The organism is uncultured Nostoc sp., from assembly GCF_937863485.1.
Lineage (GTDB): Bacteria > Cyanobacteriota > Cyanobacteriia > Cyanobacteriales > Nostocaceae > Nostoc.
The window spans coordinates 1-11,315 of record NZ_CALMFY010000200.1 but is presented as its reverse complement, the minus strand read 5'-3'; the positions used below and the strand labels follow the sequence as shown (position 1 = coordinate 11,315).

Below are 11,315 nucleotides of genomic sequence, written 5' to 3'. Positions count from 1 at the left end.
CAGCGTCAAAATATTTAAAATCTTCTGGATTTTCATGGTCATTGGTTATTGGGCACTTGTACTGAGCGTACCCCTACGGGGAAGCAAGCTACGCGTAGCGTCTCGTAGAGAAGCCGAAGTATTGGGCATTGGGCAAATGACTTATTTAAGTGTTGTGTTCAGGTCTTGGCCCAATCGCAGCAAATTATCTGCTGTATTGTGTATGCCAAATTCGGTGGCTAGTTGCGCTCCCAGTGTGCCGTGGATGAACATAATGAACATAATTGCTATGCCTGCGAACAGATAGATCCACTGCACTTCTCTATCTGTCTGTTTATATGCTTGTTTGTCCCAGATGTAGCGTTGCCATCCTCTCCAAATGGTCATGCCAACAATCAGTGCTAATAAGAACACACCGCCCACACCATGCCAAATCATGGTTTGCATTGCCTGTAATCCCCAGGCACTCTTGACATCTGTAGGTGGTGCTGCTAAAAGCATTTCGTAAAAGCCTGCCCCCACAGTGAAAAAAGTGATAATGCTGGAAGCGATCATGTTGTACCAGCCAACATCAAAGAAGTTGCCACGTTTTACAGTAATCGCAAAATATTTGAAGACCCATATTTCCAAGGGAAACAGCACACCAACGATATCAAAGGTAATCCCAATGATGAACAAACCCAAAGTGAAATGGACTAAGTTAGGATGAATAGGAATGGTGTAAGGCAGTCCGTTGGTACCTAGTTGTGTACTTAATTGGTCAATTAGTTCCGAGTTCATCGCAAAATACCATTTTTTAATGCTTCAACAACTGGCACTGTGTGCAGTCCATATATCCAAACAAGTTCATCTCCAAGATATACTTGCAAGCCAACTATTAAGGTTAAAAACAGCCCGGCTACCATATAATGAATCGGTAATTTGTCAGGGTTGCGTGTGCGAAGTACATAACGCCAAGCTGTAATTGCTGCAATAATTCCAGACAGTGACCAGCCAAGCAGCGTATGTATGTTCAGTACTGCCTTAACAGCATTGTAAGGTCTTGCCAAGCCAGCTTCAAACTGACCAAAGATGACGGCAACAAAGATGGCGATCGTGGCGACACACATATTCCACCAACCCACCTCAAAAAGACGAGCTTTACCTGTGAAATAACCAACTACATCGCAGACAGAGGCAAACAACACCATCGCAATTACGAAGTGGACAATGATGGGATGAATTGTATCTGGGTAAGGTAAATTGTGGTCGTTGGAAGATGTAAGATAATCAAACATTATGTTCTAATCAATCTATTAGCTAGAAGTTAATAGTTAGTAGCAAAAAACTAACTTCTAACCCTGAACATTCACAACCTTTTGACTTATATAACGACTCAGGTTGGATTTAAAACCTGTTCAAATAACAACAGCAGTTCCCATTATGAGAATTATTTTTACAGGGTAGCTTCATTTCGATAGGTAGAAGCCTTGGAATCTGATGCACTCCATCAGATAGATTTTAGGCATTATTACGCCCAATGTTACAATGCCATTGAAGGTTGATAGGCAAAAAACAGGAGCTTGAGTGAAAAATACTGAAAAGGCGCTTAACGCTGCATATCTCATCTAAAAGCGTTTATTCTTGCCTGAACCCCGACCAGATATGTTTGACTGAATCAACCTCACTTCTTGGCTTATGAGTTAACAAAATGCAAAAACCATACTTTAAAAGAAAATTTTGCTTTGTCCAAGCTCATGATAGTAGTGATTCTTATGTATACTTATTTTTTTGAAGAACTTTTGTACTTTTATTTATCCATATATAAAGAATATCATACATTTGGCAAATTTACTTGCGATCGCCAACTAATTTTCAAACAGTATTTGTGGTTACAATTAATCAGAAGTTAGATGAGTTTCAGCCAATAATTGCGTTTTTCCTGTTGGTTCGGGGTGAGGAATTTTGACCTGTTCAAGAAAACGAGATATCCAAGGCAAAGCCAGCATAATTCCTGTTAACACTAGTAAAAATATCGCTATTCCAAAAATTTGGTCACGGGGAATTTCGAGAACACCACGTAAAATTACCTCTCTTAAAGCAGAAACAATAGTAATTTCTACTGCTGCGGTCACGGATGTCCTCTGTTGTTGTAGATGATCAATTAATAGACGGAACAACTCTACTAAAATCAAAATGAACAGGATATCAGATGTTACTTGCCGCAAATCCAAGGGATGTAAAAAAGAGAAGAACATATCTCCTAGTCGGATCAGCATCACACAGAATAAACCAAGACAGAGAGAAATAATAATAAAATCTTGAAAAAACTCCAGGTTGCGGACAATTCTATTTCTTTGTAACCAGTTGTTTAACTTTGAAATTAGCCCTTTTAGCATGGTACTTCCTAACAGTCTAGATTGATTTATCTCCATAACCAAAATAGTGCTGAGTATCTAGCGTCGATTACTCAGCACTCGGAACTGTATTCAATAGCTATGGGTTTCCATTCAGCCCTATTAAACTATTTTGAATTGTTAGCGTTATGAGGTACGGGTTCTGCGGTTTTCATCTTGGATGCTGCCGTTGTTAAGCTATTCGTAGCCTTGATGATCTCTTGTAAGGTTTCGTTAATCAGTTTTTCATCAGGGGGAGCTTCTAATAAGTAAGTTTCTATGAAAATCTCGACTCGATTCATAATTATTTTGGCTTGAGAGCGTAGTCTGTTGAGGTCTTTAGTAGACAAATTATTCATTGTTATGAAGCTCCTTTCTGTTTCGCTGGTTAATTCTACATTTTTAGTCAGCAATTCTCATGAGAAGAGCGATTCTTACAGTTCAGCCCTTTTTGGAGAGATAAAGCTTGCTGGAATACCCATTAAATCGTTCGCCTGTTAACTGCTTAAATGCCTTCAGATTCCCCAAATTTGTACAAAGGTTTCAAGCAGGAGAATTGCTATATTTGGCAAGTTAGCTGGTCTATTTTAGGACTTACGCACTGAAATTATCTTTTGAGACTGAGCGTAGAGTTTTGAGTCTTTAGTGAAGCGGTAACAAATCTTTAAGCGTCAGAAGCTTTAGTGCAGACATCAGAAGTTATTCTTTAGTCCCTATTGCGCGTAGCTTGCTCTCTACTAGTACGCCACGGCGTAAATAGAGCAACCGTTTAAAATCCCTAAAAAGTCCATTCCATAATACTTTTGACTTTTGACTTTTGACTTTTGACTTCCGCCTTGCGGTACTAGAGGTACGGTGGATGCTTAGAGTACTCTGTGTCTTCTGGCTGCTGACTTATTTTATAGCAACTTTAAGCCGAAGTTGTTGAGAGTTTCACGTAAGTTTTTGCATCCTTTTAAATAGTCTAAGGTTGCGATCCGCTCGGCTGAGTTTTGCGACCAATCAACAGCGGCATTCATCTTTTGTTCAATGTAGAATTCCTTCATGATATTGTTGTAGTGAGCGATCGCTTCATCTTGTTCTGCCAATTTATAGGTTTCCCTGTGCAATACAGCTGACTGCGGTAAACGTGGCTTAATAGCAGGTTGTACCTCAGGATTGGGATAACCCACACATAATCCAAATACGGGGAACACAAAAGGTGGCAAATTTAGTAGTGTTGCTACCTCTTGCGTGTTATTGCGGATTGCGCCAATATATACCGTTCCCAAACCAACAGATTCAGCAGCTAGAGTGGCATTTTGCGCTGCCACCGAGGCATCAACTATTGCTTTAAACAACAGTTCTATGTAATCCAGAGCTACATGAGGTAGTCCGCGACTGTCAGCAATATGAGCCATCCGACCTAAATCTGCTAACCAAACCAAAAATACAGGAGCCTGGTTAACCCATACTTGGTTATTAGAGAGCTTGCATAATTCTGCTTTGCGCTCTTGCTCTTCAACCGCTACTACACTCCAGGTTTGCAAATTAGCTGAACTAGCAGCAGATTGAGCAGCTGCAACTAGCCATTCTAGGGTTCCTGGTGGTAAAGGGTTAGATAGATAAGACCGAACTGAACGGTGAGATAGTAGTGTTTCTAGAGAGTCGTTCCAGTCAATTTCGTAATTGAAGGGAATTTCACCATAGCGCGATCGCAATAGTTCTGTAGGATTAGTCATGATCAACTTTTGAACTCCAACACTTTTTTCCGATTTTAGAGGGATTACCAACGACGATAAATAAGTAGGACAAGGAAGAACCAGAAAATCAGAAGGCTGATTTTCTGACAAAAGTAGAAAGAAAATACTTGACTGCTACGCAGCTAACTGGGTTTCTCCTAAATCTGAAGTTAGGCGACTATTCCGAAAAAAAGCAACTCGTAAAGCTAGCCGACACTCAGATACAGGGCAAGTAAGCAGAGTTACCATATGCCAAGAATTGTTAGAACGCACGATCACAACTGAGGAATCACTCAAGGGTAGAATATCTTGAAAGGCAGATTCCGGTTGGGAGTCTTTAAGAATTCGCAAACAGCCTCCCCAATCTTCAGACCATTGTTGATTGAAAAATAGCAGATGAGTTAAAACTTTGTTTGGCTCATCTGTATGTGGGTGATGCAACTGTCCTAATTTATATCGGCGAAATCCAATATCCATTACACAGTTATTTAGTTCTAACCCAGACATTTCGGCTATTGCTGCGCGGTAAGAATCTGTCCACAGTCCTTCTATCAACTGTTGCCAGACATTACTGAGATGTCCCAAATCATAAGTAAGTCTGTCTTGTGCCATCCGCTGTCGCCAGCGATTATCACTAGATTTGAGCATCAAGGAAATATCCTCGCTAGTGGCAAGCATCTTTCCCCAAGAGTATCCGTATCCCTCTCCCTCTGACAAACGAAACTCTTCGTAGGGAAAACTTGCAGCTAGTTCTAAGCTTGCCTCAGTTGAGAGCAGGTTTTTTATCAAAGCCCAATTATATGGGGCTTTTTGCATTGCTGTGGTATGAATGGACTGAAAATTAAGCATGGTAGAAAAAAAATGCTTTAGTAGAATTAACCAATCCTGACTACCCTGGACATCAAGTGGCATTGGAGCATCAAAAATCTGATTTACCTCTGCATCAAGAAACTCTGCTCAAACCGCAGAAGTTTGATCACTGGAACAGTTAGAAAATCATTCCAGCCAATTTTGTAATTGAAAGGAATTTCACTGTAGCGCATAGACGTAGCCCGCCATAGACATTGCAGTAGTTCTGTGGAAATTGTCATGGTCAACTTTTGAACTTGAACGCTTTTTTACGATTTCAGAGAGATTATTAACTTCCCCATTACAAGTTTGTTTAGGCGCAAGACAACTGGCTTTACGAGTAGGATTCTTCACCACTGCTCAAAGTAAGTCAAGATCAACCTCCCCAGAATCAAACTGCTTCCCTTGCTGTTTTCGTAATTTTGTTTGAAGACTACGCAACAGGGAGCGTAACACATCAGTCTTAGTGCGTTGGAACTGCTGGCAATACTGTTCCAAAAATTGCAGTTCTTCTGAAGACAATTGAAATGTAATCCATCCTTGCTCTTTTCTTGGCATAGTTATTACCAATATAATTGGTAACATTTTAGCAGTTGGTACAATAATTGCGATGCCTGCGGCGAGCTGTGCTTACGCTAACCAGAGACGGAATTGTCATGCGTTCTTAACCAACTTCACTTTGATTCAAGTCTTTTCTGGTCAAACTGACTGAAAGCTTACAAGTTGATGTACTTACGTTTTAATGAATAAAAGCACAATGCAACCTAATGTTTCAGTAAATGTGTGCGTTCACCCTTGGGGAACCAAACTCAGGAGTTCTTCAACCGTGAGACTGCGCTTAACTTTTACTGACTGATGCTTTACAGCATCTAGCACTGATTGAATTTCTAGCTGACTGAGCGTGATTCCATGTTCTTGTAGCACACTGAATATCAAATGCCGACCGGAATGTTTGCCTACAACAAGGCGACGTTCCCAACCAACATCTTCCGGTGCAAAGGGTTCGTAAGTGCCCGGATTTTGCAACACACCGTGAGCATGAATACCTGATTCATGTGCGAAGGTATTTTCACCCACGATCGCTTTCCAGGGAGGAACCGGCCAGTTGGCAGCTTTAGCGACTAACCGAGACAATTCCAACAACCGTTTTGTATCAATGCCCGTTGGAATACCGTAAATGTGTTTTAATGCCATCACAATTTCTTCCAGCGCCGCATTGCCTGCCCTTTCACCAATCCCGTTTACTGTAGTGTTAACTGATAGCGCCCCTGCTTCAAGACCAGCCAGCGAGTTTGCCATTGCCAGTCCAAAGTCATTGTGCGTGTGCATTTCTATGGGAATGAATAGATGATGGACAAGAGAGCGAACTTTGCTGTAAGTAGTCAGAGGATCGAGAATTCCTACAGTGTCACAGAAGCGAAACCGGAAAGCTCCCAACTCTTGAGCATAAAACGCCACATCCAGCAGAAAAGATTCATCGGCTCTGGAAGAATCTTCTCCACCGACAGATACAGATAAACCGCGATCGCAAGCGAAATTTATCGCATCCCGCAAAAGGTTCAGCATTTTCTGCTGATTGCCACCAAACTTGGCGGCAATCTGAATTTCTGAGACAGGAACAGAAATATGCACTCGCTCCAAACCACAATCTATCGATGCTTGAATATCAGACAAATTAGCACGGTTCCAGCCCAATAATTTGGCGTTTAATCCCAGATTGGCAATGGCTCGGATCGACTCTGCCTCTTCTTGCCCCATTGCCGGAACGCCAATTTCCAATTCTGGAACACCAATGGCATCAAGAAAGGTGGCGATCGCAATTTTTTCTTCAACGTTAAAGGCTACACCCGCCGCTTGTTCACCATCTCTTAAGGTTGTATCGTTAATCTGAATGGGATGTTTGTTCATAGAGAAGTGATGATTCATGAGCAGCTAATTTGTTGTGTGATTTTGATTTGCTTGAGGAATTCCTAATTGAGTGACAGAGCAACTAATTTGGGTTGTGGAAACTAAAAGACATAATTCCTTAGTCATAAGGTAATAATTACGAATTACATTAGCACACCGTAAAGCCTTCTCTTCTCTCTACAGCCCTTCCCTAAGGGGACGCCTTACGGCGAACAGGCATCCTACGGCAGGCGTTAGCCTCTCCCTTTGGGAGAAGGGGATATGCCAAGTGTGAACGAGTGTCATTACAAATTACGAATTAGGTTCACACTCCACCCTAAATATTCGCTACAACTTCCCCAATATTACTGATATCATAGCCGCCGAGAACCTCTAATTGCGATTGGACTAGCCGATGTCCTAAGGTACTGAGCAATTGCTGTACTGGTATTTCTTCCAAGTATTCTTTGAGAATCACTAAGTCGTATCGTGATCGATGTAGGGGAATAAATCCCAACCCAAAGGCAGCAGCTACAGATGCCGTACTGACACCTGCATCAGCAATTCCTGACACTACGGATAGAGCGATATCTTGATGGTTGTAAACGATATGGTCAAATCCTTTAACTGTGTGCAATAGTATATGTTCTTCTTGGAGTTTGCGTTCCAAAAGCATACGACTACCACAACCTAATTCACGGTTGACAATAGTTATTCCTAATTCCACTAAATCGCTGACTGTTTTAATTCCCTTTGGGTTTCCTGGTGGGACTAAAAGTCCTTCTTCCCAAACTCCAAGGGTAATTAAAACTGCACTTCTACCAGCTAAAGCTTCCCGTACAAAGGGAATGTTATGTTCTCCAGTTTCCGGATCATACAGGTGCATCCCAGCGATGTGAATTTCACCTCGGCACAGACTACGCAACGCTGTCATACTGTTGGCGAAAATATGATGAACTCGCAGTTGCGGATGCCAACGTTCAGCTGCTCTTGCCCAGAGGGAAATCATTGGCGTACAACCAGCAATCACAACTGTATTTTCCAATTTATCGATATCATCAAGCAGCCGAACCAGAACTTTATTCTTACCTGTTTGGTTCTGTAATTCACCCTCGAGATACTCTACCTTAACCCCATTCGAGAATGGCAGTTTGCTTATACCTCTTAACCCTTTCGCCAGTTTATCAACAGGACAAACCTTGAAAAGTTCTGAATTGGAGCTTCCTTTGCTCAGACTTCTTTTTGCAACGGGGTGGCTCATCGCAACTGCTGAACCCGGAGGGTGAAGCAGTTTGCTTATGCCGGAGAACCCGTCCACCGCAACTGCTTCACCATCAGCCGGAATCATTTCGATGCGAAAAGCATCCTTCCCAACGAGGGGATAAGCTATCCATTTACCACCAACCCGCGCTAGACTAACTCGCAATTGCTGTCCGCTCTTAACTGATTTGCTAAGAACTGCTTGAACTTCTGGTAAATCCTCCTCGAAGCAAAATAAGTCCTTAACTGGGCAGCCAAGCGCCTTGGCTAAACGCAGTGAGATAGCAACTGAAGGAGCATATTGTCCCGATTCCACACCACCAATACTCTGACGGGTTACACCAGCCTTGTTAGCTAAATCCTGCTGACTCATACCCAAGCGAGTTCTAATTGACTTCAGGTTGTTGCAAAGATTCACGTCTAGTTTCATGAGACTGTATCTCTCCGTTAGAAAAAGCCGTAGCGGATAAACCTAATCTGTTGGGGCAATAGCAAGGTTTTCTAGTTTTTGGCGTTTTTGTTGAAAGGCATATTGATGTTTTGACAATTTCGGTGATTTTTCGCAAGCATAACATACATTTGGCTAATATACTTGCATTTTTAGATACTATTTGGCGATCGCTTTTTGAGCATCTGCGAACCAAGTCGGTATCACCAACAGAAAATGCTCAAATCCCAAGGCATTAAGTATTTACAAACTTTCAGCATTCGTGTACTATTTTGCTGCAATAACCCAACTTTCAGTCCGAGTGTGGTAAGTCCTGATCTAAATACCAATTGCCTTTTCTAGTAGGCACTGCTACCCACTGGAGTTCCAACCAGAGAGTGGGGTTCTTTTCCTTCAATCTTGAAGCAGGATCGCGAATAATGCGTGTGGCGTTTATGCAAACTGCGTCCGATAGCCCCAAATCTTGGGCAACACTTCTGAAAATATCTTTGTAGGCATTGACTGAGGCAAACAGCATGTTAGGATAAAATACCACAAAATGTTGTATAAGTTTTGGGGGGCAGCCCCAGTAGGAGTTTACAAGTTCGACGTGGCAGTACTGGAGCAGCTCGCCGAGTTTGGGACAGCGCCCCTGAGCTACTGTGATAAATTTTTGGACTAAAACCTCTTCAGTCAACATAATAAGTTCTACTCCTTCAATGAGGTAGACAAATTTTGGCGTGGTTGAGAATGCCCATTTCTCAGATGGTGGTAAGAAACTTACGCAGTTTTTTCTGCTTTTTCAAGTAAGAGGTTGCCAATTGCTCCAGATACTTTATATGAGGGATAACCCCTACTGCATCGTCTTAGTCAAACAACCCAAACCTTACCAGCAGTTCCTCAAGCTGATCGTTAGACATAGATTTCGGAGTCACAAAATCTGTGTTCTTGTCAATCGTGGTTGCCAGGTTGCGATAGTGCTGCGCCTGTTCAGACTCAGGAGCATATTCAATCATCGTCTTGCGGTGGAACTCTGCTCGTTGCACCATGTTGTCTCTGGGTATAGAGTAGATCATTTGAGTTCCCAGTTTCTCTGCCAAAGCTTTGATCAAATCATTTTCCTGATCGACTTTGCGAGAGTTACAGATCAATCCTCCCAGACGTATACCGCCTATAGAAGCATACTTTTGAATGCTTCGGCAGATGTTGTTGACGGTATGCATTGCCATAATTTCCCCAGAAGTGATAATGTAAACTTCTTGAGCTTTGCGTTCACGAATGGGCATGACAAATCCACCGCACACTACGTCACCTAGACCATCATAAAATGTATAATCAAGTCTAACTGCATCATCATAGGCACCAAGTTGTTCCAGCAATCCAATTGATGTCAGAATACCTCGGCCTGTACATCCCACACCAGGTTCCGGTCCACCTGATTCCACACACAGCGTCTTCCCCCATCCTTCCTGGCGAAAGTCTTCTAAATTGACATCATCTTCTTCTTTACGCAACGTGTCGAGTACAATCTTCTGGTGGAATCCCCCCAATAGGAGCCGCGTAGAGTCTGCTTTCGAGTCACACCCTACAACCATCACCTTGCGACCCACATCACTCAGTCCAGCTACTATATTTTGAGTCGTTGTGGATTTGCCAACTCCCCCTCTTCCATAAATAGCGATTTTTCGCATAAAAACCTCAGTAATGGCGTAGACTTATTGATTCGGCTCCAAAATTATGGTGTAATCAAGTAGAGTGCTGAATCAAAATAGAGTTGTAGATTTTGAAAGAGTTCACTGCTCACATTGTGACAGTATTAATATAGTCAGACAGTGGACATCAACCGTTTTCCAGCACTATAAATATTGCAGTTACCTGCTAGAAGTTAAACAGCTTCTTACAGATTTAGCAGTAAATATTAGTGGGAATTATTGGGACGCGAGATATAACAAAGGTGCTAAAAATTAGTTGCAATACTGTTACCAATAGTTCAAAAAACTCCACAGCTACGGCAAGTGAATGAGAGGTTTTTGCTTCATCACAGCAAGACAAATATTCTTTTTACTGGAAAGAAGATACATAAAAAAATCAGTCCAGCCTACCCTATGGAAACGACTTCGCCAAACGAAAAACCGATTTTTTGGCGGTTTTGCTCCACTTCGATTAACGTTATGTCATCACCAATAAATGATGAGGCTGGTCTGACAACTCACTTCAAAGAAACCTAAGGAGTTTTCGTCCTTTTATTAGATTCCCTATAAATAAAGAATATCATACATCTGGCAAATTTACTTGCACTTTCAAATTAATTTACAAACAGTATTAGTAGTTACAATTGATGATCATAGCAGTTTATTAAAGTTGGCAAAGCCGCGCAACGAACTGCCTCAGCTAAAGAGCCTCAAATCCGCCAATAACCACCTTTTTCTTGTTGTCTGGAGTTAAACAACTCTCATCTATTTATCCAACGGAGACATCAATAATTAGAACAGCAATTAAATTATTTATTTATTGATTTTTAGTTAGAAGGGTCTGTCTATTTAGTTTACTAAAATTGTTTTTTATATAAAAATAAATATTACTTTAAATTTAGTTAGACCTGTCTATTTATAATTTAATTTTTTAATGAGAAACAATATATTTTCATGTGATTGTTATCAAGATTACTATTGTTAAATAAAAAGGTTGATAGGATTTTGAAATCAAGGAAGTCAAAGAAGTTCTCTGATGAGAATACAAATATTGAAGCATCTTTCTTGATGTCAGCTTATTGCACAAGGAGCAATCAGCCATGCCAATGAAGTTGTTTAAGTGCGA

The 11,315-nt window shown here is 41.4% G+C and carries 11 protein-coding genes and 1 pseudogene; all 12 read right to left on the bottom strand.

Annotation, left to right across the window (positions count from 1 at the left end):
* Nucleotides 1-141: 141 nt before the first annotated feature.
* Complete coding sequence (locus Q0541_RS27570) at nucleotides 142-759, bottom strand: DUF2231 domain-containing protein (protein ID WP_298918730.1); 618 nt, start codon at nucleotides 757-759, stop codon at nucleotides 142-144.
* Complete coding sequence (locus tag Q0541_RS27565; RefSeq protein WP_298918728.1) at nucleotides 756-1,256, bottom strand: DUF2231 domain-containing protein; 501 nt, start codon at nucleotides 1,254-1,256, stop codon at nucleotides 756-758. The genes Q0541_RS27570 and Q0541_RS27565 overlap by 4 nt, the downstream gene beginning before the upstream one ends.
* Before the next feature lie 600 nt (nucleotides 1,257-1,856).
* On the bottom strand, nucleotides 1,857-2,357 hold the full coding sequence (locus Q0541_RS27560) for a phosphate-starvation-inducible PsiE family protein (protein ID WP_298918725.1): 501 nt from the start codon (nucleotides 2,355-2,357) through the stop codon (nucleotides 1,857-1,859).
* Between the two features lie 125 nt (nucleotides 2,358-2,482).
* Nucleotides 2,483-2,713 (bottom strand): hypothetical protein, encoded by a 231-nt coding sequence (locus tag Q0541_RS27555; RefSeq protein ID WP_298918722.1) that lies wholly within the window; start codon nucleotides 2,711-2,713, stop codon nucleotides 2,483-2,485.
* A gap of 540 nt (nucleotides 2,714-3,253) precedes the next feature.
* Nucleotides 3,254-4,075, bottom strand: coding sequence for an NADPH-dependent oxidoreductase (locus tag Q0541_RS27550; RefSeq protein WP_298918719.1), 822 nt, complete (start codon nucleotides 4,073-4,075; stop codon nucleotides 3,254-3,256).
* A gap of 135 nt (nucleotides 4,076-4,210) precedes the next feature.
* Nucleotides 4,211-4,987 (bottom strand): 2OG-Fe(II) oxygenase, encoded by a 777-nt coding sequence (locus Q0541_RS27545; RefSeq protein ID WP_298918716.1) that lies wholly within the window; start codon nucleotides 4,985-4,987, stop codon nucleotides 4,211-4,213.
* A 20-nt stretch (nucleotides 4,988-5,007) separates the two neighbouring features.
* Nucleotides 5,008-5,166: a hypothetical protein gene (locus Q0541_RS27540; protein ID WP_298918713.1), complete on the bottom strand. Its 159-nt coding sequence runs from the start codon at nucleotides 5,164-5,166 to the stop codon at nucleotides 5,008-5,010.
* Between the two features lie 187 nt (nucleotides 5,167-5,353).
* A pseudogene (locus tag Q0541_RS27535) lies at nucleotides 5,354-5,482 on the bottom strand (CopG family transcriptional regulator); the annotation flags it as partial.
* A gap of 231 nt (nucleotides 5,483-5,713) precedes the next feature.
* Complete coding sequence (gene nifV, locus Q0541_RS27530) at nucleotides 5,714-6,832, bottom strand: homocitrate synthase (RefSeq protein WP_298918736.1); 1,119 nt, start codon at nucleotides 6,830-6,832, stop codon at nucleotides 5,714-5,716.
* 316 nt (nucleotides 6,833-7,148) lie between these two features.
* Complete coding sequence (locus tag Q0541_RS27525; protein ID WP_298918706.1) at nucleotides 7,149-8,501, bottom strand: substrate-binding domain-containing protein; 1,353 nt, start codon at nucleotides 8,499-8,501, stop codon at nucleotides 7,149-7,151.
* Between the two features lie 310 nt (nucleotides 8,502-8,811).
* The gene (locus Q0541_RS27520) at nucleotides 8,812-9,198 is read right to left on the bottom strand and encodes a hypothetical protein (RefSeq protein ID WP_298918703.1); all 387 of its coding nucleotides are present in this window, start codon (nucleotides 9,196-9,198) and stop codon (nucleotides 8,812-8,814) included.
* A gap of 166 nt (nucleotides 9,199-9,364) precedes the next feature.
* A complete protein-coding gene (gene nifH / locus Q0541_RS27515) occupies nucleotides 9,365-10,189 on the bottom strand; it encodes a nitrogenase iron protein (RefSeq protein ID WP_366941936.1) in 825 nt (274 codons plus the stop codon).
* Nucleotides 10,190-11,315: the final 1,126 nt, after the last annotated feature.

What these genes read in the sequence shown, in the direction of transcription:
- Q0541_RS27570 (WP_298918730.1), bottom strand. Translation starts at nt 759, where the DNA reads ATGAACTCGGAACTAATTGACCAATTAAGTACACAACTAGGTACCAAC.
- Q0541_RS27565 (WP_298918728.1), bottom strand. Translation starts at nt 1,256, where the DNA reads ATGTTTGATTATCTTACATCTTCCAACGACCACAATTTACCTTACCCA.
- Q0541_RS27560 (WP_298918725.1), bottom strand. Translation starts at nt 2,357, where the DNA reads ATGCTAAAAGGGCTAATTTCAAAGTTAAACAACTGGTTACAAAGAAAT.
- Q0541_RS27555 (WP_298918722.1), bottom strand. Translation starts at nt 2,713, where the DNA reads ATGAATAATTTGTCTACTAAAGACCTCAACAGACTACGCTCTCAAGCC.
- Q0541_RS27550 (WP_298918719.1), bottom strand. Translation starts at nt 4,075, where the DNA reads ATGACTAATCCTACAGAACTATTGCGATCGCGCTATGGTGAAATTCCC.
- Q0541_RS27545 (WP_298918716.1), bottom strand. Translation starts at nt 4,987, where the DNA reads ATGCCACTTGATGTCCAGGGTAGTCAGGATTGGTTAATTCTACTAAAG.
- Q0541_RS27540 (WP_298918713.1), bottom strand. Translation starts at nt 5,166, where the DNA reads ATGACAATTTCCACAGAACTACTGCAATGTCTATGGCGGGCTACGTCT.
- nifV (WP_298918736.1), bottom strand. Translation starts at nt 6,832, where the DNA reads ATGAACAAACATCCCATTCAGATTAACGATACAACCTTAAGAGATGGT.
- Q0541_RS27525 (WP_298918706.1), bottom strand. Translation starts at nt 8,501, where the DNA reads ATGAAACTAGACGTGAATCTTTGCAACAACCTGAAGTCAATTAGAACT.
- Q0541_RS27520 (WP_298918703.1), bottom strand. Translation starts at nt 9,198, where the DNA reads ATGTTGACTGAAGAGGTTTTAGTCCAAAAATTTATCACAGTAGCTCAG.
- nifH (WP_366941936.1), bottom strand. Translation starts at nt 10,189, where the DNA reads ATGCGAAAAATCGCTATTTATGGAAGAGGGGGAGTTGGCAAATCCACA.